Consider the following 19226-nt stretch of genomic DNA (forward strand, 5'->3'; position numbering starts at 1 on the left):
CGCGGTCTGCGGACTCAGCGGGCCTCGGACACGTCCTGGCTTTTCAACTCGGGAAATTCGTCGTCGCGCCATTCCTCGGAGAGCTTCGTGCCCGCCGCAGCCGCCGCTTCCTCACGCAGGCGCAGCTCCACCCGGCGGATCTTTCCCGAGCTGGTCTTGGGCAGCTCGCGGAACTCTACCCGGCGCACACGCATGTAGGGCGGCAGGTTCAGGCGCGCGTGCCGCAGAACGGCCAGGGCCGTGTCGGCGTTGGTTTCCCACCCGGCGGCAAGCGCGATGTAGGCCTTGGGGATGTTCAGCCGGGTCGCGTCCGGGGCAGGCACCACCGCCGCCTCGGCCACGGCGGGGTGTTCGAGCAGCGCGCTCTCGACCTCGAACGGGGACACCTTGTAGTCGGAGGATTTGAAGACGTCGTCGGTGCGTCCGATGAAGGTGAGACAGCCGTCGGGGTCTCGTCGAGCGACATCGCCCGTGTGAAAGAACCCGTCGCGAATCGCGTCGGCGCTGCGTTCGATGTCGTCGTGGTATCTCGCCATCAGGTTCACGGGGGTGTGTGCCAGGTCGAGGCAGATTTCGCCCTCGTCGGTGAGCGCCCCGGTGATGGGATCGATCAGGGCAATGACAACGCCGGGCAGGGGAAGACCCATCGAACCGTGCTTCATCGTGGAACCGGGGCCGTGACCCACAATGGCGGTGGTCTCGGTTTGCCCGTAACCGTCGCGAATGGTGAGGTCCCAGGAGAGCTGCACCTGCTTGATCACTTCGGGGTTGAGCGGCTCCCCGGCGGAGAGGAGCTCGCGCAGGCTCTGTGGCCGGACCCCGAGGTCGGACTGGATCAGCATGCGCCACACCGTGGGCGGGGCGCAGAATGATGTGACCTCGGCGCGATCCAGCTGCGCCAGGAGCGCCTTCGGGCTGAACTTCGCGTAGTTGTAGACGAAGACGGTGGCCTCGGCGATCCAGGGTGAGAAGAAGCTGCTCCACGCGTGCTTGCCCCAGCCGGGGGAACTGATGGCGAGATGCACGTCGTCGGGGCGGAGACCGAGCCAGTACATGGTGGTGAGGTGTCCCACCGGGTAGGACGTCTGGGTGTGCAGCACCATCTTGGGCTTGTTTGTGGTGCCCGACGTGAAGTAGATCAGCGAGGGGTCCCCGGAGTCGACAACGGTCGGCAATGGCTCCGCCTGCGACGCATACGCCTCGGAATAGCGCGCCCATCCGGCCGTCTCGCCGCCGATGCAGATGCGTGAGTAGTCGCCGCGGATCTGCGCGAACTTCTCGGTGTCACCGATATTGGCCAGCACATGGTTCACGTTGGCCCGGGCGACGCGGTCGGCGAGGTCGGCCGTGCCGAGCACGGTGGACGTGGGCAGGATGACCGCCCCCAGCTTCATGATCGCGAGCATGGCCTCCCAGAGCTCCACCTGGTTGCCGAGCATCAGCATGACGTGATCGCCCCGCCGCACGCCCTGGTGACGCATCCAGGTGGCCACCTGATCGGAGCGACGGGCCATGTCGGCGAAGCTGATCTTCTGTTCGCTGCCGTCTTCCTCGACGATCCACAGCGCGATCTTGTCGTTGTCCTCCGCGATGACGTCGAACCAGTCCGTCGCCCAGTTGAACGCCTGGCCGACGTCGGGCCACACGAACTCCGTCGCCGCTCGGCCGTGGTCGTCGCGCAGCCCGATGAGCTGGTCTCTGGCCGCTCGAAAGTTTGCCGTGCTGGTTGTCGACGTGCGGGGCGTGAGGTTGGTCATCCGTTTTCAACTCCTGGGAAACACATGCAGATTGTGCGGCAGCATTGCCGCAGTGCCCAATCTAGCGGGCGAGGTCGAGAAATAACTAGGGCTTCCTAGTATTTTTGGGTCAGTCGGAGAGCGGGGTCGGGTTCGGTGTCGGATCGCTGAAATCCCCCGCATCACGGCGCAGGCGCGCCAGAATGCGCACGAGACCGGTGACGTCGTCGGATGACAGGCCCGGCTGCGAAAACACTTCGGCGTTCAGCCGAGCCGAGGTCTCCGACGATAGCGTCCGTCCGGATTCCGTGAGCACCACGAGGGTCGCGCGACCGTCGGTGGGGTGTGGTTCGCGCCGCACGAGGCCGTCACGCTCGAGCCGATCGACGGTGTTCGTGACACTGGTGGGGTGAACCTGCAGGCGCGCGCTGGCGCTCGCCATGGGCAGCGCGCCGCCCCGGCTGAACGCCAGCAGGGCGAGCAGCTCAAAACGCGCGAAGGAGAGCCCGAAGGGTTTCAGGCTTGATTGCACCCGGGCGAGCATCAGCTGCTGCGCCCTCATGATGCTCGTTACCGCGGCCATGCCGTCGGCGGCGTCGTCCCAGCCGTGCGCAAGCCATTGACGCCGGGCCTCCGCGATGGGATCCATCGGTAGAGATGTCACCAGCAGTCCTTTCACTATTCCTAAACGGTACCGTGCATGCGGGCTAGCGCCGGGTGACGGAGCCGGTCAGCGCCGCGATCGGGCGCAGCACCACCGGTCGGAGACCAACCCAGGCGACGACCATAACCACGAGCGACGCGACGAAGATCCAGAAGCCCACCCACGAGTCATCGCTCCGCACCGCATACATGTGGTTGAGATTGCGCAGGGCGCCGGTGGCCAGAACCAGGGTCACGTGCACGACGATGAAGCCGACGAAGAAGATCATGACGGGCAGGTGCACGGCCCGCGCCAGCTTCATGGGGTAGATCGCATTCACCCGGGTGGCTCCGCGTGGCCACGCGCCGGACATGCGCAGCCCGCTGACAATGGCCAGCGGTGCGGCGATGAAGACCACGGTGAAGTAGGCGAGCAGCTGCAGGCTGTTGTAGTTGACCCAGCCGTCTTCGGTCGGCCAGCGCAGCGATGCGTATTGGAGCGCCGCCGACAGGGCATTCGGGAACACGTCCCAGTGAATCGGCACGAGCCGCAGCCACTGGCCGGTGGCGAAGATGAGCACGTAGAACAGGAGCCCGTTGAGCACCCAGAGCACGTCGAGGCTGAGGTGAAGCCACAGGTCCAGGCTGATGCGTGTCGGCGGGTTCCTGGTGCGCAGCAGTCCCGAGTTGTTGCGGGTCCAGTGCGCCGGCGGGCGTTTGTTGGTGCGCACCGTCCACCCGGTGCGAATGATCAGCAGGAGAAGGAATGAGCTGAGGAAGTGCTGCCAGGCGAGCCAGGCGGGAAACCCCACCGGAGCATCCGCAGGCAACTCGGACTCCCCCGGATAGCGCTCCAGGAACGCGCGCACAGGGGCCAGGTCCCGGGCCCACTGGGCCGCGAGTACGACGAGCACAAGCGCCGCGACGGCGGCCGGGATCATCCACAGGAGTTTGGACCACTTTTTGCGGGTCGCAACGGGTGCGGGAGAGCGGGTCACGGGACCAGGGCCTTTCGAATCGATCGTTCACGGTGTGGCGCAGCGACGCCGGACGCGCTACTTGGCGCGGTCGCGGAGGGCATCGATGAGTTGCGGCACGACGGTGAAGACGTCGCCGACGATGCCGAAATCTGCTACGTCGAAGATAGGCGCATCCGGGTCTTTGTTGATCGCGACAATCGTCTTCGCCGTTTGCATGCCCGCCCGATGCTGGATGGCACCCGAGATGCCGAGTGCGATATACAGCTGGGGTGACACGGTGACACCGGTTTGGCCGACCTGGGCCGAGTGCGCGACGTAGCCGGCGTCCACGGCCGCACGGGACGCGCCGACGGCCGCCCCGAGAGCATCGGCGAGCTGCTCGACGAGGGCGAAGTTTTCCTTGGAGCCGAGGCCTCGCCCGCCGGACACGACCGTCGTAGCGCCGCTGAGTTCGGGACGGGCGGACACCGCTCCCGTGTTCTCGATGCCGTCAATTCTCGCGTAGCGGGAGGCCGTCACCGACACGCTTGCGCGGGTCACGGTGGGACTGACCGGCGTGGCCTCGTCATCGCTCGCGCCGGGGCGCACCGTGATCACGGCCGGTCCTCCGTCCACGGTGGACTCGACCGTGTAGGCGCCGCCGAAAACGGAATGCTCGGCAAGGATCGCCCCGTCAGCGGTGCGCAGGCCGACGGCGTCGACGATGAGACCCGCGCCGAGGCGCACGGCCACGCGTCCGGCAACCTCGCGGCCGTCCGCCGTGCCGGCGAGCAGAACGGCCACGGGTGAGTACACGGCCGCCGCGGCCGTCAGGGCCTCCGTTTCGGCTCCGAGAAACACGGTCCCGCGTTCGTCGCTTTCGGCGAGATAGACCGCTTCGGCGCCGAGGCGGCCGAGGCTTTCGGTCAGGTCGTCTCCGTCTCCCGGGGCGACGGCGACGACGGCGACCGGGGTGCCGAGCTGCCCGGCCGCGGCGAGAAGGCCGGCGGCCGTATTCTCAATGGCGCCGGTGGCCGACAGGTCGATGAGAGTCAGGATATTCGTCATGTGCGGTTCCTTCGACTAGATCAGACGTTCGGCGACAAGAAAGTCGGCCAGTTCCACGGCGGCGTTGCCCGTGTCAACCGTGATGGTTCCCGCGCTGCGCGCCGGCCGGGGGCTGGTGGTCACGACGCGGGACCGTGCCTGGCCGTCGAACGCGGAGGCAGGGTCGAGGCCCAGGTCCGCCAACGACAGCACCTCGAGCGGCTTCTTCTTGGCCGTGAGGATGCCCTTGAAGTTGGGAAACCGGGCCTCGGGAAGGGACTCGGTGACCGAGATGACGGCGGGCAGGGGGCAGTGCGCCCGCACCAGACCGGATTCCGTCGTGCGCTCGCCGGCGACCTGCGCATCGGTCAGTTCAACGGTGTTGAGGTAGCCGAGGTGCGGCTGGCCGAGGTGCTCGGCGATCATGGCGGGAATGACGCCGCCGCGCCCATCGGTGGATTCGTTTCCGCCCACGACCAGATCGCATCCGGCGCGGGTGATCGCGGCGGCCAGCACCCTCGCGGTCCAGCCGACATCGGCGCCGACGAGTGCGTCGTCGAGCACATGGATGGCGGAGTCGGCGCCCATGGAGAGCGATTTGCGCAGGGCCGCCGTGACGGAGGCGGGGCCCATGGAGAGCACCACGACCTCGGTGCCCTTGTGGGCGTCGCGATAGGTGAGGGCCACCTCGAGCGCCCGCTCGCCGATCTCATCGATCACGCGGTCGGTCGCGTCGCGATCCACCCGTCCCGTGTCGGGATTCAGTTGGCGCTCGCCCCAGGTGTCGGGGACCTGCTTCACCAGTACAACGATTTTCATGCGACGCTCCTCGGGTCTCGACCCTGCCAAATGTACAAGGAAGTGCTACTAAATACTAGGAACCGCGATAACTCAGGCGGTGCCCGCAGCCGAGCTGCGGTCCCGGATGTCGTTGATGATCCCGGAGAAATCGGTTGTTGCACCCTCGCCCTCGGCGAAGCGCTGGTAGATCGCGCTCGCCAGTGACCCCATCTGGGCCTGCACGCCCGTGGACGCGAGCGCCTCTTCGGCGAGCCCCAGGTCCTTGGCCATCAGCGCGCCGGCGAAACCGGGGGTGAAGTCGCGATTGGCTGGACTCGTCTCCACCGGGCCGGGCACCGGGCAGTTCGTCGTGAGCGCCCAGCATTGCCCTGAGGCGTTCGACGCCACATCGAAGAGCGCCTGGTGACTCAGGCCGAGTTTCTCGCCGAGCACGAACGCCTCGCTCACCGCGATCATCGAGACGCCGAGAATCATGTTGTTGCACACCTTGGCGGCCTGCCCCAGGCCGGATCCGCCGCAATGCACGATGCGCTTGCCCATCACCTCGAGCACGGGCAGTGCCGTCGCGAAGTCCTCGTCGGAGCCGCCCACCATGAAGGCGAGCGTGCCGGCCACCGCGCCGACGACGCCGCCGGAGACCGGTGCATCCATATGGTGGTGGCCCGCAGCGACCGCGAGGTCGTGCGCCGCTCTGGCATCATCGACGGCGATGGTCGAGGAATCGATGAACAGCGTGCCGGGCCGTGCGACGGCAAGCAGGCCCGGTTCCTCGACGGTGCCCGTATAGGCGGCGATGACGTGGCGACCGGCGGGCAGCATGGTGATGACGATGTCGGCGGATGCCACGGCATCAGCTGCGGTGTCGGCCACCGTGATACCCGCCTCCCGAGCCGAGCTCACGGCTGCGGGCATGAGATCGAAGGCGGTCACCGTGTAGCCGGCGGTGACGAGGTTGGCGGCCATGGGGCCACCCATGTGGCCCAGTCCGAGGAATGCGATCGAGGTGGTCATTTCGGGGTCTCTTCTCTACGTCGTTGTAGCGGCAGCGAGCCGGAGCGGTCGGGGAGGTTCAGCTCGGCATCGCCGAGCGGGTCGAAGAAGGCGGCGATGGAGTCGGCGTCGACCTCGTCGAGGGTCGCCGGGTTCCACCGGGGCGTGCGGTCTTTGTCGATCACCTGCGCTCGCACCCCCTCGGCGAAGTCCGGCGCGAAGAACGCGCGAACCGACACCCGGTACTCCTGCCGCAGCGCGTCCTCGAGGCAGTCGAGGTGCGCCGCCCGCCGCAGGGCGGCCAGGGTCACGGCGAGCGCCGTCGGTGATTTCGCCGCGACGAGGTCGAGCGTGTCCCGGGCGGTATCGGTCGGTGCGACGCTCAGCCGCTCGAGGATCCGGCCGACATCGTCCCCGGCGAAAGCCGCGTCGATCCAAGCCCGATCGGCGAGCAACGGCGACGCCGGGGCGGGTTCGCTGACCAGAGCGATCGCGTCGTCGGCCGGCGTCGTGGCGAGCAGCGCGATCAGTTCGGGGATACGGCGCGACTGGACGAAGGTGTCGGCGAGGCCGAGTGCGATCGCGTCCCCGGCGCCCACCATTCTCGCGGTCAGGGCGAGGTAGGTGCCGAGCTCCCCCGGGGCGTGGGAGAGCAGCCAGCTGCCGCCGACGTCGGGTACGAATCCAATCGCCGTCTCCGGCATACCGATCTTCGATCGTTCGGTCACGATCCGGTGCGACGCGTGGGCAGACACACCGACACCTCCACCGAGCACGACGCCGTCCATCAGGGCAACGTATGGCTTGGGGTAGGTGCTGATCGTGGCATTGAGCCGGTATTCGTCGGCCCAGAACCGGGCCGATTCCTGCCCGTCACCGGAGACCGCATCGCGGTAGAGCGACACGATGTCGCCGCCGGCGCAGAGCCCGCGGTCTCCGCTTCCGGTCAGCAGCACCGTCTGCACCGCGTCGTCATGCGTCCACTCGTCGAGGGCGGACTGCATCAGCGTCACCATGGGGTGGGTCAGGGCGTTGATGGCTCGCGGCCGGTTCAGGGTCAGGTGTCCCAGCCGTCCCTCACGGGTGACGAGCACCTCGGGCTCCGGCATCGGCGCGTCGCTCATGCGGGTCCCTCCAGGAGTGCTCGGCCCACGATGAGGCGCATGATCTCGTTGGTCCCCTCGAGGATCTGGTGCACACGGAGGTCGCGGACGACCTTTTCGATCCCGTATTCGGACAGGTACCCGTAACCGCCGTGAAGTTGCAGCGCCGAGTTCGCCGTCGTGAACGCCGCGTCCGTCGCGAAGCGCTTCGCCATGGCGCACAGTGACGCGGCATCCGAGTCGTCATCGTCGATGGCGAGCGCCGCGCGCTGCAGCAGGCCACGGGCGGCCTGCAGCTCCGTTTCCATGTCGGCGAGGGTGAAGACGAGAGACTGCTGCTCGGCGAGCAGTTTTCCGAAGGCCTTGCGTTCCTTCACGTAGCGCACGGTCTGGTCGAGCGCCCACTGGGCGCCGCCGAGGGAGCAGGCGCCCATGTTCACTCGACCGCCGTTGAGGCCCTTCATGGCGATCGTGAATCCGCCGCCCTCCTGGCCCAACAGGTTTGCGACCGGCACCCGAACGTTGTCGAGGATCACCTGCCGGGTCGGTTGTGCGTTCCAGCCCATCTTTTTCTCGTTGGGTCCGAAAGAGAGGCCATCGACATCCGCCGGCACAATGATCGCGCTGATGCCTTTCGGCCCGGCAGCGCCGGTTCGAGCCATCACGACGTACACGGCCGACGTGCCGGCGCCCGAGATGAACTGCTTGACCCCGTTGAGTACGAAGTCGTCCCCGTCCCGCACAGCGGACGTGGTGAGTGCGGCCGCGTCCGAACCGGCGTCCGGCTCGGTCAGGCAGTAGCTACCGAGGTGCTCCATGGTGGCGAGTCGCGGGACCCACTGGTGCCGCTGCTCGTCGGTGCCGAAGCTGTCGATCATCCACACCACCATGTTGTGAATGGAGATGTAGGCGGCAATCGTGGTGTCACCCTTGGCGAGTTCCTCGAAAATGAGCACGGCGTCGCTGCGGCTCAGCCCCGATCCGCCCACGTCGTCCTGCGCGTAGATGCCGCCGAGTCCGATTTCACCGGCCTGGCGCAGCACGTCGACCGGGAAATGCTTGTTCTGGTCCCATTCGACGGCGTGCGGGGCCAGCTCCGACCGGGAGAAGTCTCGAACCGCCTCGACGATGGCCTGTTGTTCTTCTGTGAGAGTGGACATCACTCGTGCATCAGCGGCATAACGAAGCTCGCTCCCTCTTTGATTCCGGACGGCCAGCGCGATGTGACCGTCTTGGTCTTGGTGTAGAACCGGAACGCGTCGGGGCCGTGCTGGTTGAGGTCACCGAATCCCGACTTCTTCCAGCCGCCGAAGGTGTGGTACGCGATCGGCACCGGAATGGGCACGTTGACACCCACCATACCCACCTGCACGCGGGCGCTGAAGTCACGGGCGGTGTCGCCGTCGCGGGTGAAAATCGACACTCCGTTTCCGTACTTGTGGTCGGATGCCAGCGCGAGCGCATCCTCATAGGTGTCGGCTCGGGTGACGATGAGCACCGGGCCGAAGACCTCCTCCTGATACAGCTCCATGTCGGTCGTGACGTGGTCGAACAGGGTCGGGCCGAGGAAGAATCCGGACTCGTAGCCGGCGACCTCGTGGCCGCGGCCGTCGGCGATCAGCTCGGCGCCCGCGTCGATGCCGGCCTGGATCGCCGCGGACACCCGGGTCACCGCGTCCCGGTTGATCAAGGGTCCATAGTCCGCCGATTCATCGAGCGAATGACCGATGGTCAGCGCCTTCACCCGTTCGGTGAGCTTGGCGGCGAGTGCATCCCCGGTCTCCTTGCCCACGGGAACCGCGACGGAGATCGCCATGCACCGCTCCCCCGCCGAGCCGTAGCCGGCACCGATGAGGGCGTCGGCAACCTGGTCGAGGTCGGCGTCGGGCATCACGATCATGTGGTTCTTGGCACCGCCGAAGCACTGGGCTCGTTTTCCGTGCGCCGCGGCGGTCTGGTAAATGTACTGCGCGATCGGGGTTGACCCCACGAAGCCGATGGCCTTGACCCGCTCGTCGATGAGCAGGGCATCCACTGCTTCTTTGTCACCGTTGACCACATTGAGAACGCCGGCGGGCAGTCCCGCTTCGAGGAACAGCTCGGCGATGCGCAAGGGAACGGAGGGATCGCGTTCGGAGGGCTTGAGAATGAAAGAGTTGCCTGCCGCGAGCGCCGGGCCCATTTTCCAGAGCGGGATCATCGCCGGAAAGTTGAAGGGGGTGATGCCCGCGACCACGCCGAGCGGTTGGCGCATCGAGTAGACGTCGATTCCGGTGCCGGCGCCCTCGGTGTATTCACCCTTGAGCAGGTGCGGTGCTCCAACGGCGAACTCGATGACCTCCACGCCACGCTGAATGTCGCCCCGCGCGTCGGCGACGGTCTTGCCGTGCTCGGAGGAGAGCAGACGGGCGAGGGAATCCATGTCCTTGGCCACCAGGTCAAGAAACTTCAAGAGGACGCGCGCACGGCGCTGCGGGTTCCACGCACCCCAGGCCACCTGGGCTTCTTCGGCGTTGATGATGGCCGCGTCGATTTCCGCGTTGCCGGCGAGCGGCACCCTGGCCTGCACCGATCCGGTGTTCGGATCGAAAACGTCGCTGAACCGTCCGGATGTTCCGGCGACATGTTGGCCACCGATGAAATGCGTCAATTCGCGAACCATTGAGTTCCTACCCTTCATGCCACCACCCTGGTGAGCGCATGAGGCCAATATACTAGGAAGTGCAACTAATTACTATGACTTGCATGTTCTTGCCACGCCGCGTTCGCACGCCATCTTCCCCAGCGACGCTTCTCGCGGTACCGTCGAGTAAGGGTTTCTCGACAGAACGGACGCGCACGCATGAACGACCGCGACGATGACCCGCCCGGCATGGACCGCTACACGCTGCCCGAGGCACCGCGCTGGCTCAAGGGCCTGCTCGGCAAGGCGGTCGGCCCGGCGAACGCGACGGCGAAGACGGGCAAGAAGGCCAAGTCACGCCTGTTGACCGGAATCGGCTTTCAGCTTGTTGTCGGATTCGTGATCCACCTGCTCAACGCCCGCCAGTAGGGCCCGCCTATCGGAACAATGATTCCGAGGCCCGCGGCCGCACACGCGGCACGCATCGGCCGAGGCGGCGGTTGACGCACAGTTCGACGGGCGCGGGACGGGTCCATGCGACGCTGGAGTTCGATGGCTTCCCGGAGCTCCTCAGTGTCAGTGGTCGCTGTCACACTTATCTCATGACAACCACCATTGACGGTGTTTTCGTTGAACTGACCGGGTCCCTGGCCCGGTCGGGTATATCCGCGGCGTCGTTCGCGGAGCTCTCCGACGATGAGTCGGAGAACACCCACCGGGCCGTTGCCCGGCTCTCCCGCGAGGTCGCCACGTACCTAGCGCTGTCGGCGGCGAACGTCGCCGCCCGCTCCGACTGGCAGCTCGGCCGCGAGGGCCTCGCCCGGAAGAAGGGTTACCCCAGTCCCGAGGACTACGTGCAGTCCCTGGGCGGTGGCGGCGGCACTACGAAAGCGGATACTCGCCGCCTGATCGAGGCCGGCACCATGGCCACCGAAGCCGAAACCGCCCGGGCCCGCCAGAAGCAGGCCGAGGCTCAGGCTGTTGAACACCCGGACGCGCCGCCGGTCGACGTGCACGTGCCCTGGTTCGCACCGCTCGGCACCGCCGTCAGCGACGGAACCCTCAGCACCGAGTGCGCGACCGCGATCCGCCGGGGCCTCGGACAACCGGCGATCGGGGTGACGGAGGCGATGCTCACCGACGCCGTCGTCGGCCTCATCGAGACGTGCCGCTCCGGTAATGCGGACCAGGCGGCGAAGGCGGCCCGCCAGTGCCGGGACTCCATCGATGCCGCCGGTGTCGCCTCCCGCGCCGACGCCATGCGCGCCCGGCAATACCTGCGGGTGTGGGACAAACCCGACGGGATGCTGCACGGCTCCTTCGAACTGGACCCGGAGAACGGCGCCTACTTCACGGACTTCCTGCTGCAGACCACCGGACCCCGCACCGGCGGCCCCCGGTTTGTGGAGAAGGGCGAGAAGGAACGCGCGCAGCGCATCATCGACGACCCACGCTCCACGGACCAGATCGCCGCCGAGGCACTCATCGAAGTGATCAAGGTCGCCGCGGCCGCCGACCCCGGCACCCTCTTCGGCCGAATCCGCCCGTCGGTGAAGCTCGTCGTCACTGCAACAGGCACTCCAGCACCGACACCCTCGCGGGGTACCTCGAGCGAACTGGTTCTGACAGACGGATTCATCGAAGGAACCCCGGACGCGGTCCCGACGACCACCATCGACCGGTCGATCTGCACCGCCGGCTTCATCCCCGTGTTGTTCAGTCGGGACGGCACCGTGCTGGATGTAGGCAGGGAACAGCGCCTCTTCACGCAGGCGCAACGCGCGGCCCTCGCCCTTCGAGATGGCGGGTGTCTCTGGCCCGACTGTCACCGCCCGCCCAGCCACTGCGAAGCGCATCACCTGCACGGTTGGGCGGACGGCGGCGGACTCACCGACCTCGACGATGGCATCCTGCTCTGCGCCCGCGACCACCTCCGCCTGCATAACGACGGGTGGCAGATCACCCGCATCGGCACCGGTAGCGGCTTGGAGCACTGGTTGATCCCACCATTGGCCGCCGACCCGACCCGCACGCCCATTCGGCTGGTCGGCACGCCACCGCTGAAGCCACGGTCACCGCTCCGGCACGGTGCTCGATGAACGCCCTGCGGCACTGATCGGCCTGGAGAGGACCGCCGGTGAGGCTCTCGGGTGCGTGGCCATGTGCGCATGCCCGGAATTCTGGTGCCCCCGGTAGGAATCGAACCTACGACAAGCGGATTAGAAGGCCGCTGCTCTATCCACTGAGCTACGGGGGCAGGTGGCTTGTCGATTCTACCGGAGTACCCCAGAGACCCGGACATCGTCGGTGTCCCGGGTCGCCAGGCCCTCCGACGCGCAGGCTCGTCACCCCGGAATAATCCGTACATCACCGTTTGAGATATGGTTGTGACCATGACCGCAGAACCGGCAGAACGCAACCTTCGAGCCGATGCTCAACGCAATCGTGCAGCGATCATGGACGCTGCCGTGACGTGCCTGGCCGCAAACCCCCGGGCGAGCATGGCCGAAATCGCCCAGTTCGCAGGTGTCGGCCGGGTGACGCTGTACGGCCATTTTTCCTCCCGCAGAGACCTCGTCGAGGCGATCGTGGAAGTCACCATGCGTGAGGTGAACGAGCGGCTCAGCGGCCTCACCCTCGACGGGGCTCCATTCGCCGCGCTCGATCTGCTCGTAACGTCGTCGTGGCGAATCATCGAACGCGTCCATGGCCTGGTCGGTGCCGCCGAACAGGAACTCGGCATCGACAGGATCCGCGATCATCACGACCAGACGATGCTGCGAGTGCGTGGTCTTATCGAACGCGGTCAGAAGGACGGATCCTTCAGAACAGACCAGTCTTCCGTGTGGCTCACCGCGTGCTTTTTCTCGATTCTGCACGGCGCGTCGACCGAGATCCGCGCCGGACGGCTGCCCGAGACGGAAGCGACGTCGTCAGTCGGATCGACCATCCGCGCCCTCGTGTCGGTTCCCGCCCCCGACTAAAGAGCCTTGGCGGCCCCCACGAGAACCTGGTCGAGGGACGGCACCCCGTGGGCCCGATACACCTCGGTGCCGTCTTCTTTCGCAATGACCACCGTGGGAGTGTTGCGAATGAAGTTGGCCTCCGCCTCTTCGCCGTGCGCCGCAACATCCAATTCCACCAGGCTGGCAGTGGGAATGAGACGCAGCGCCTCCTTCAATACGGCCCTGGTCTGAGCGCAGGGCTCGCAGAATGCGGCGGAATAGAGGGTGAATTGCATCGAGTCTCTTTCGTGAGCGGAAATCGTCGACTTCAGTTTACCGTTTGCGGCCCCCGGGCGCCTGTGCGAATCAAGCGCGGAACCGCTCACAGTTAGACTTGCCCCATGATAAAAAGCAAGGACCGGCTCGTCTGGATCGACTGTGAAATGACCGGTCTCGACCTGGACAAAGACGAACTAGTGGAGATCGCGGTGGTCATCACCGACTACGACCTCAACGTGATCGACCCGGGGCTCGACATCATCATCAAACCCGACGCCTCGGCGCTCGAAAACATGGGCGACTTCGTGCGCAACATGCACACGACCTCGGGGCTGCTCACCGAGATCCCGAACGGCGTCAGCGCCGCCGAGGCCGAGTTTCAGGTGATTGAGTACATCCTCAAGTTCATACCCGAGGACCAGAAGGCTCCGCTCGCCGGAAACTCCATCGGCACCGACCGCGCGTTCCTCACCCGGTACATGCCGCGTCTGGACAAGCACCTGCACTACCGCAACGTGGATGTCTCTTCCATCAAGGAGCTCGCCCGCCGCTGGTACCCGCGCGTGTATTTCAACGCCCCGGCCAAGGACGGCGGCCACCGCGCCCTCGCCGACATTCTCGAATCGATTCGGGAACTCGCGTATTACCGCCAGACCGTCTTCGTGTCCGACCCCGGGCCCACGAGCGACGAGGCAAAAACACAATCTGACGACGTCGTGTCGAACTTCGGTCCCGCGGTGTTATAGACTTCATGAGTTGCCCTTGCTCGCAAGAGTGAGGGACGCATGGTGGGTATAGCTCAGTTGGCAGAGCGCCTGGTTGTGGTCTAGGAGGTCGCGGGTTCAATCCCCGTTACTCACCCCATGTAGTTTCGGTCCTCATGACCGGTATCCCCGCGGATGCTGCACCTCGACGAGTCCGAATTCGAACGTCTCGTCGTCGACGAGCTCGACCTGCTCCCCGATGACATGGTCGACGGCCTCGACAACGTCATCTTCGTCGTCGAGGACCGGCCCGAAGACGGCACACTCGATGTGCTCGGACTCTATGACGGCGTCGCCCTCACCGAGCGCGGCCAGTACGGTTTCGGCGAGATGCCCGACCGCATAGTGCTGTACCGCGAACCGCTCCTCGCCATCTGCGCCGATCAGGACGAACTGCGCGACCAGGTGCACATCACCCTCGTTCACGAGATCGCCCACTTCTACGGGATTGACGACGACAGGCTGCACGAGCTCGGCTGGGCGTAGCCGCCCGCGGGTTACCCTTGGTGCATGAGCAGATTCCGCCCCGGCCGTTTCATCGGTGTGATGGTGGGAACCGTGGCCATTCTCGCCATCGGCGTCTACGGCCCGCTCACACTGCTGGGTCCCCTGCCTACCGCGACCACCACGCTGCTCCCTCCCCCGGCCTCGGCCGCGACCGTGAGCCCCCCGGTGCTGCCCGCTGCCGGCTCCAGCGCCGTGACCGCGCTGACGGTTGACGACTCCGGAGCCATCGTGGCGCCGACCGTGCCCCTCACCCCCATGGCCGCAGCCGGCAGCACCACACCACTGCCCCTCGCCGCCATCGCGAAGGTCATCACGGCCCTGGTCGTGCTGGACGCCAAACCCGTCGAGGTGGGGCAACCCGGTCCCGCCGTAACCCTCAGCACGGCCGACTACCAGAGCTACCTCGACTACACCGCACAGGGGTCACGCGCCGTGACGGTGTTCGCGGGCGAGGTCTGGAGCGAGCAGGAACTCCTGCAGGCCATGCTGCTCGGCTCCAGCAACAACCACGCCGACACCATCGCACGCTGGGCATTCGGGTCCGTTGATGCCTACGTCGAGGCGGCCAACGCCTGGCTGGCCAAGCAGGGCTTCGACCACACCGCCGTCGTCGACGCCACCGGCCTGCACGACGCGAGCGCGGGCACGGGAACCGACCTCGCCGCACTGGCCGGGCTCGCCGCCGGCGACCCGGTGATCGCGGCGATCCTGGCGAGTCCGGCATCCGCTCTCGCCGACCGTCGAGGCATCGACAACACAACCGCATACCTTCCCGAACTCGGCATCACCGGCATCTCCCGCAGCTACACCGACGCTGCCGGGGTGTGCTTTCTGTTCACCGCGAGGGTGGAGAGCGGCGACCAGACATTTGTCTTCGCCGGCGCCATTGTGGGCGAACCCGACTACACCACCCTCGACGCCGACCTCGCCGCACTCATGACGAGCGCGACCGACGGGGTGACCGAGCTGCCCATTCTGAACCAGGGCGACCCCTACGTGCGGTTGAACACGGCATGGGGCGCGACCTCGTCCGCCACCGTCGGCCTCACCAGGAACACCTTCGCGTGGCAGGCCGCCCCGCCCGTGGAACCGTCGATCGACCTCGACCCGGTGACAACGGGCCGGGCCGGAACCATCATCGGCCGCGTGACGGTAGACAGCACGGCGGGCGAGGCCTCGTCCACGCTCAAACTCGACCGCACCATCTCCGCCCCGGGCGCGGGCTGGCGCCTGCTGCACCCGGTGCCCCTCATCACCGCGCTCCTCGATTCCAGGTAACATCCCCGTCATCGGGCAGCGAGGCGGATGCCCGCCGAGCGCTCCGGGGACTCCCGCGTGCAATAGGCCTCCCACTGCCGCTGCCACTCATCCCAGTGCTCCCGGAACAGGTCGCCGTCCCTGGCGAGGGCACGGGCCTTGCGCACGGCATCGTCCGCGCCGATCCACACGCGAATGTCGCTCAGCGCCACATGGGCCGCCGCGAGCGTGCCGCACCCCTCCACGATGAGCGGACGGTCGGCGGGAACAGGGGTCCACCCCGCCCGTTGCTCCCGCGCCCAGTCGTAACCCTGCCACGCGGCGGGACGCCCCTCGTGGCGCGGCCGCAGCACTCGGTCGGCGAGGTGCGCGCTGGCGGCGTCGAGCCCGCCCCATCCCGGATAAATGTCGTCGAGTCGCACGAGCGTCGGCCCCCGGCCGCCGGGCCACGCGAGCCGGAGCGCATCCGCGAGAGTGCTTTTGCCCGCACCGCTGGGGCCGTCGATCAACACGACCGCGGTCTTCGGCGCCCCGCGCAGCGCCGCGAGCACCGGAGCCAGCAGTGCCGTCGCCGCCGAGTCAGAGGACAAAGGTCCACGTTCCGGCCCACACGGCCACGCCGATGGCGATACCCGCGATGGCGCAGCCCATGGCAACGAGAACGACGTCGCGGGCTCCGAACACCGACAGTCGTGCCCAGGTGCGGGGTTCGTCCGACCCGAATCCGCGCGCCTCCATGGCGGTGGCCAGCTTGCTCCCCCGACGCACCGAAATCACCAGCAGGGCGAAGGCCGGCCCCACGAAACGTCGCGCGGCACCGCCCAGCCCGCCACCGTCACCCACGCCGCGCGCGCGCCGCGCGCGCGTCAGCGAATGCCAGTCGTCAATGAACATTCCCACGAGCCGCAACCCGGCCAGTCCCCCGAGCACGAAACGGGCGGGAAGGCGAAGCACCTGTGCCAGACCGTCGGCGAGGTCCGTCGGGTCCGTCGTGGCGAGAAGCACAATACCGGGAAGTCCGATGGCGAGCACCCGCAGACCGATCGCCAACCCCAATGCCACCGATCCCTCGGTCACGCTGACGAAGCCGAGGTGCCAGAGCGTGGCGCCGGAATCCTGGCCGTACATCACGGTGGTGATGGCCGCGAGCGGCGCCGCCATCCAGAGCGGTGCCGTGCGCAGCCAGAACTGCCGAGCGCTGAGCCCGCACCAAAGCAATAGCACCCCCTCGAGCAGCAGCGCCACTCCTGCGGAGATCCAGTCGATCGACAACAGGAGCGAGCAACTCACGATCAGGGCGACGGCGAGCTTCGCCACCGGGTTCAGCCGGGCGACCACGCTCGGCCGGATCGTGGGGGTCATCAGGCTCATGAGGCGTCGACCAGCGACCCGGCGGTGAGCGTTCCGGGCAGCACGACGGTCACGTCGGCGAGGGTGTCGACGAAATTTTGGTCGTGGGTGACGGCGACGAGGGCCGTGCCCTCGTCGAGTAATTCGGCCAGCAGAAGCACGAGTTCCTGCCAGGTGCGGGAGTCCTGACCGAACGTGGGCTCGTCGAGCACCAGCAGGCGCGGTCGGGTGGCCAGCACGGTCGCAACCGACAGGCGGCGCTTCTCTCCGCCGGACAGGGTGAACGGATTCGCGTCGGCGAGGTGGTCGAGACGCAGCCGCTGCAGCAGTTCGTCGACCCGAGCGCTCTGTTCCGGCCCGCTCAGGCGCAGGGCGCGCGGTCCGATCATCAGGTCGTCGCGCACCGTTGCCGCGAGGAACTGATGCTCCGGGTCCTGGAAGACCGTGCCGATGCGGGTCAGCAGCTCGCGGGAGCGCCAGCGCACCGGTCGATCGCCGATGCCGTTCGCGAGTGCGGGTGCGGCGGTGAGGGTGCCGCCGGCGGGCGCGAGGAGCCCGGCGAGGGTGAGCGCGAGCGTGGATTTGCCCGCGCCGTTCGGGCCGGTGACGGCCGTCGCGAGGCCCTCGTGAATGTCCAGGCTGAGGTCGCGGGCGACGACGTCGGCGGCGCGACGGGCGAAGGGAACCCGGCCCACGGAGAGCGTGTCGGCGCGCAGCAGGCGTTCCGGCGGTACCGCGGAACGCGGCAGGCGGGTCGGGGCGCGAAGCGCCGCCTGGGGCACCCAGACGCCGGCCTTCGACAGCCGGTCACCCTCGCGGGCGAGCACGTCCTCGGTGGGGCCGTCGGCCATGACACCGCCGGCCGGATCGAGAACGATCACCCGGTCCACGACGTGCTGCCACACGGCAACGCGATGCTCGATCACGACCAGCGTTGCGCCGGAACGATCCAGTCCGCGGACGACCGCGTCCCGCACCTCGACCACGCCGTGCGGGTCGAGGTTGGCGGTCGGCTCGTCGAGCAGCAGCAGCCCGGGTGCCATGGCGAGCACGCCGGCAAGGGCCAGACGTTGCTTTTGGCCCCCGCTCAGCGTCGAGGTGGGGTGGTCGAGCGGCAGGGTGAGTCCGACGTCCGAGAGGGCCGCTCGCACGCGCGGCCAGATCTCGGCACGCGGAACGGCCAGGTTCTCGCACCCGAAGGCGACATCGTCGCCGATTCGAGCGAGCACCACTTGCGAGTCGGGATCCTGCAGCACGAGACCGACTCGACCGCGGGCATCCGCTGCCCGCCGACCGTCGACGAGCAGCTCACCGGCGGAATCCCCGTCTTCCTCGTCGCCGAGCACGCCGGCCAGGGCATGCATGAGCGTGCTCTTGCCCGCCCCGCTCGGTCCCAGCAGCAGCACGCGCTCCCCCGGTGCGATGTCGAGATCGAGAGCGGACACCGCGGGGCGGGCCCGGCCGGCGTGACGCCATCCCCAGCCGCGGGCGGTGATGCGGGCGGGCCTGACCGGGGTGGTGCTCGATGTGGTGGCCGACATCGGCTACCGGGCGGCCGGTGCTGCGCCTGCGGGACGCATCGCCTCGCGGCCGCTGGCGAAACGGTTCAGGGCCCCGGTTCGGGCCAGCCCGCGCACGGCCAGCCAGGAGAGCAGGCCGGCGAGCACGATGCCGGAGAGGATTGCCGTGACGAAGTACGCGGTCTTGAATCCGAGGTCGAGCGCCGCGTAGCTGATGGTCGTGTCCAGGAGTGCGACGGCGAGGCCGGCCCCGGCACCGGCGAGCAGGGCGACGCTCAGTCGGTAGTTGGCGTAGAAGAACAGGGCGAGCACGATCTCCGCGCCGAGTCCCTGCAGCACGCCCCAGATCAGCGTGGCGAAGCCCCACTGGGTTCCGATGAGCATCGACACGACCGCCGCGATGACCTCGGTGTACAGGGCCGCGCCGGGCTTGCGGATGATCAGTCCGCCGAGAACCCCGGCGAAGAGCCACCCGCCGGCGAGCAGACCGCCGAGGCCGGGAGCGAAGGCCAGCAGGCTGCTGAGCGGTGACCAGGCCAAGCCCCACGCCCAGAAGATGACGCCGCTCGCGACGCCGATGACGCTCGCGACGACGATGTCCACGACCCGCCAGCGATAGTTGCGGCGGGTGGCCGCTGTCGATGATGTCGTGCCGAAGGTTGCTGATGGTGCGTGCATTGTCGTGCCCTTTCCGAGGATGAAT

20 protein-coding genes and 2 tRNA genes are annotated in these 19226 nt (G+C 67.5%); 7 read left to right on the top strand and 15 right to left on the bottom strand.

Annotated features, from left to right (window positions below):
- Positions 1-14: 14 nt before the first annotated feature.
- The 9 genes from AC1MB9_RS09195 to AC1MB9_RS09235 all read right to left on the bottom strand — a co-directional run bounded on the left by AC1MB9_RS09195 (position 15) and on the right by AC1MB9_RS09235 (position 9940).
- Complete coding sequence (locus tag AC1MB9_RS09195; protein ID WP_479961662.1) at positions 15-1757, bottom strand: AMP-binding protein; 1743 nt, start codon at positions 1755-1757, stop codon at positions 15-17.
- 109 nt (positions 1758-1866) lie between these two features.
- Positions 1867-2403, bottom strand: a complete 537-nt coding sequence (locus tag AC1MB9_RS09200) for a MarR family winged helix-turn-helix transcriptional regulator (protein ID WP_479964612.1) — start codon at positions 2401-2403, stop codon at positions 1867-1869.
- Positions 2404-2443: 40 nt separating this feature from the next.
- The gene (locus AC1MB9_RS09205; protein WP_479964613.1) at positions 2444-3319 is read right to left on the bottom strand and encodes a cytochrome b/b6 domain-containing protein; all 876 of its coding nucleotides are present in this window, start codon (positions 3317-3319) and stop codon (positions 2444-2446) included.
- Between the two features lie 114 nt (positions 3320-3433).
- The gene (locus AC1MB9_RS09210; RefSeq protein ID WP_479961663.1) at positions 3434-4405 is read right to left on the bottom strand and encodes an electron transfer flavoprotein subunit alpha/FixB family protein; all 972 of its coding nucleotides are present in this window, start codon (positions 4403-4405) and stop codon (positions 3434-3436) included.
- A 15-nt stretch (positions 4406-4420) separates the two neighbouring features.
- Positions 4421-5203, bottom strand: coding sequence for an electron transfer flavoprotein subunit beta/FixA family protein (locus AC1MB9_RS09215; protein ID WP_479961664.1), 783 nt, complete (start codon positions 5201-5203; stop codon positions 4421-4423).
- A 72-nt stretch (positions 5204-5275) separates the two neighbouring features.
- Positions 5276-6196 (bottom strand): 3-hydroxyisobutyrate dehydrogenase, encoded by a 921-nt coding sequence (mmsB, locus tag AC1MB9_RS09220; protein ID WP_479961665.1) that lies wholly within the window; start codon positions 6194-6196, stop codon positions 5276-5278.
- Positions 6193-7299 carry an enoyl-CoA hydratase/isomerase family protein gene (locus tag AC1MB9_RS09225; RefSeq protein WP_479961666.1) on the bottom strand — a complete coding sequence of 369 codons (1107 nt, stop codon included), beginning with the start codon at positions 7297-7299 and terminating at the stop codon, positions 6193-6195. Before AC1MB9_RS09225 ends, mmsB begins: the two co-directional genes overlap by 4 nt.
- Positions 7296-8438, bottom strand: a complete 1143-nt coding sequence (locus AC1MB9_RS09230) for an acyl-CoA dehydrogenase family protein (RefSeq protein ID WP_479961667.1) — start codon at positions 8436-8438, stop codon at positions 7296-7298. Before AC1MB9_RS09230 ends, AC1MB9_RS09225 begins: the two co-directional genes overlap by 4 nt.
- Entirely contained in the window at positions 8438-9940 is a 1503-nt protein-coding gene (locus AC1MB9_RS09235; RefSeq protein WP_479961668.1) for a CoA-acylating methylmalonate-semialdehyde dehydrogenase, read from the bottom strand. Before AC1MB9_RS09235 ends, AC1MB9_RS09230 begins: the two co-directional genes overlap by 1 nt.
- Before the next feature lie 180 nt (positions 9941-10120).
- On the opposite strand from AC1MB9_RS09235, the gene AC1MB9_RS09240 reads away from it, so the two are divergent.
- Both AC1MB9_RS09240 and AC1MB9_RS09245 read left to right on the top strand, forming a co-directional pair.
- Positions 10121-10330, top strand: coding sequence for a hypothetical protein (locus tag AC1MB9_RS09240; RefSeq protein WP_479961669.1), 210 nt, complete (start codon positions 10121-10123; stop codon positions 10328-10330).
- A gap of 173 nt (positions 10331-10503) precedes the next feature.
- Complete coding sequence (locus tag AC1MB9_RS09245) at positions 10504-12000, top strand: HNH endonuclease signature motif containing protein (RefSeq protein ID WP_479961670.1); 1497 nt, start codon at positions 10504-10506, stop codon at positions 11998-12000.
- An 82-nt stretch (positions 12001-12082) separates the two neighbouring features.
- Here AC1MB9_RS09245 and AC1MB9_RS09250 read toward each other — a convergent pair.
- A tRNA-Arg gene (locus AC1MB9_RS09250) sits at positions 12083-12158 on the bottom strand.
- Between the two features lie 136 nt (positions 12159-12294).
- Between AC1MB9_RS09250 and AC1MB9_RS09255 the strand changes: the two genes are divergently transcribed.
- The gene (locus AC1MB9_RS09255; RefSeq protein WP_479961671.1) at positions 12295-12885 is read left to right on the top strand and encodes a TetR/AcrR family transcriptional regulator; all 591 of its coding nucleotides are present in this window, start codon (positions 12295-12297) and stop codon (positions 12883-12885) included.
- Here the strand turns inward: AC1MB9_RS09255 and AC1MB9_RS09260 are convergent.
- The gene (locus AC1MB9_RS09260) at positions 12882-13142 is read right to left on the bottom strand and encodes a thioredoxin family protein (RefSeq protein ID WP_479961672.1); all 261 of its coding nucleotides are present in this window, start codon (positions 13140-13142) and stop codon (positions 12882-12884) included. The two genes, AC1MB9_RS09255 and AC1MB9_RS09260, sit on opposite strands and share 4 nt — an antisense overlap.
- Positions 13143-13247: 105 nt before the next feature.
- Between AC1MB9_RS09260 and orn the strand changes: the two genes are divergently transcribed.
- The 4 genes from orn to AC1MB9_RS09280 all read left to right on the top strand — a co-directional run bounded on the left by orn (position 13248) and on the right by AC1MB9_RS09280 (position 15674).
- Entirely contained in the window at positions 13248-13871 is a 624-nt protein-coding gene (gene orn / locus AC1MB9_RS09265) for an oligoribonuclease (protein ID WP_479961673.1), read from the top strand.
- Positions 13872-13913: 42 nt separating this feature from the next.
- Positions 13914-13989, top strand: a tRNA-His gene (locus tag AC1MB9_RS09270).
- A 35-nt stretch (positions 13990-14024) separates the two neighbouring features.
- Positions 14025-14375 carry a metallopeptidase family protein gene (locus AC1MB9_RS09275; protein ID WP_479961674.1) on the top strand — a complete coding sequence of 117 codons (351 nt, stop codon included), beginning with the start codon at positions 14025-14027 and terminating at the stop codon, positions 14373-14375.
- Positions 14376-14399: 24 nt separating this feature from the next.
- Positions 14400-15674, top strand: a complete 1275-nt coding sequence (locus AC1MB9_RS09280) for a D-alanyl-D-alanine carboxypeptidase family protein (RefSeq protein WP_479961675.1) — start codon at positions 14400-14402, stop codon at positions 15672-15674.
- Positions 15675-15682: 8 nt separating this feature from the next.
- Here the strand turns inward: AC1MB9_RS09280 and AC1MB9_RS09285 are convergent, their stop codons facing one another.
- The 4 genes from AC1MB9_RS09285 to AC1MB9_RS09300 are packed head-to-tail and all read right to left on the bottom strand — an operon-like array spanning position 15683 to position 19201.
- Positions 15683-16243: a nucleoside/nucleotide kinase family protein gene (locus tag AC1MB9_RS09285; RefSeq protein WP_479961676.1), complete on the bottom strand. Its 561-nt coding sequence runs from the start codon at positions 16241-16243 to the stop codon at positions 15683-15685.
- Positions 16233-17024, bottom strand: coding sequence for an energy-coupling factor transporter transmembrane component T family protein (locus AC1MB9_RS09290; RefSeq protein ID WP_479961677.1), 792 nt, complete (start codon positions 17022-17024; stop codon positions 16233-16235). Before AC1MB9_RS09290 ends, AC1MB9_RS09285 begins: the two co-directional genes overlap by 11 nt.
- Positions 17021-18544 (bottom strand): ABC transporter ATP-binding protein, encoded by a 1524-nt coding sequence (locus AC1MB9_RS09295; protein ID WP_479961678.1) that lies wholly within the window; start codon positions 18542-18544, stop codon positions 17021-17023. The genes AC1MB9_RS09290 and AC1MB9_RS09295 overlap by 4 nt, the downstream gene beginning before the upstream one ends.
- 3 nt (positions 18545-18547) lie before the next feature.
- The gene (locus AC1MB9_RS09300) at positions 18548-19201 is read right to left on the bottom strand and encodes an ECF transporter S component (protein WP_479961679.1); all 654 of its coding nucleotides are present in this window, start codon (positions 19199-19201) and stop codon (positions 18548-18550) included.
- Positions 19202-19226: the final 25 nt, after the last annotated feature.

It is taken from the genome of Cryobacterium sp. AP27, from assembly GCF_056680495.1.

Bases quoted from the DNA above. Each gene is read 5' to 3' on its own strand.
- AC1MB9_RS09225 (WP_479961666.1), bottom strand. From the start codon at position 7,299: ATGAGCGACGCGCCGATGCCGGAGCCCGAGGTGCTCGTCACCCGTGAG.
- AC1MB9_RS09230 (WP_479961667.1), bottom strand. From the start codon at position 8,438: ATGTCCACTCTCACAGAAGAACAACAGGCCATCGTCGAGGCGGTTCGA.
- AC1MB9_RS09255 (WP_479961671.1), top strand. From the start codon at position 12,295: ATGACCGCAGAACCGGCAGAACGCAACCTTCGAGCCGATGCTCAACGC.
- AC1MB9_RS09195 (WP_479961662.1), bottom strand. From the start codon at position 1,757: ATGACCAACCTCACGCCCCGCACGTCGACAACCAGCACGGCAAACTTT.
- AC1MB9_RS09235 (WP_479961668.1), bottom strand. From the start codon at position 9,940: ATGGTTCGCGAATTGACGCATTTCATCGGTGGCCAACATGTCGCCGGA.
- AC1MB9_RS09290 (WP_479961677.1), bottom strand. From the start codon at position 17,024: ATGAGCCTGATGACCCCCACGATCCGGCCGAGCGTGGTCGCCCGGCTG.
- AC1MB9_RS09280 (WP_479961675.1), top strand. From the start codon at position 14,400: ATGAGCAGATTCCGCCCCGGCCGTTTCATCGGTGTGATGGTGGGAACC.
- orn (WP_479961673.1), top strand. From the start codon at position 13,248: ATGATAAAAAGCAAGGACCGGCTCGTCTGGATCGACTGTGAAATGACC.
- AC1MB9_RS09215 (WP_479961664.1), bottom strand. From the start codon at position 5,203: ATGAAAATCGTTGTACTGGTGAAGCAGGTCCCCGACACCTGGGGCGAG.
- AC1MB9_RS09300 (WP_479961679.1), bottom strand. From the start codon at position 19,201: ATGCACGCACCATCAGCAACCTTCGGCACGACATCATCGACAGCGGCC.
- AC1MB9_RS09210 (WP_479961663.1), bottom strand. From the start codon at position 4,405: ATGACGAATATCCTGACTCTCATCGACCTGTCGGCCACCGGCGCCATT.
- AC1MB9_RS09245 (WP_479961670.1), top strand. From the start codon at position 10,504: ATGACAACCACCATTGACGGTGTTTTCGTTGAACTGACCGGGTCCCTG.
- AC1MB9_RS09295 (WP_479961678.1), bottom strand. From the start codon at position 18,544: ATGTCGGCCACCACATCGAGCACCACCCCGGTCAGGCCCGCCCGCATC.
- AC1MB9_RS09240 (WP_479961669.1), top strand. From the start codon at position 10,121: ATGAACGACCGCGACGATGACCCGCCCGGCATGGACCGCTACACGCTG.
- AC1MB9_RS09205 (WP_479964613.1), bottom strand. From the start codon at position 3,319: ATGATCCCGGCCGCCGTCGCGGCGCTTGTGCTCGTCGTACTCGCGGCC.
- AC1MB9_RS09275 (WP_479961674.1), top strand. From the start codon at position 14,025: ATGCTGCACCTCGACGAGTCCGAATTCGAACGTCTCGTCGTCGACGAG.
- AC1MB9_RS09260 (WP_479961672.1), bottom strand. From the start codon at position 13,142: ATGCAATTCACCCTCTATTCCGCCGCATTCTGCGAGCCCTGCGCTCAG.
- mmsB (WP_479961665.1), bottom strand. From the start codon at position 6,196: ATGACCACCTCGATCGCATTCCTCGGACTGGGCCACATGGGTGGCCCC.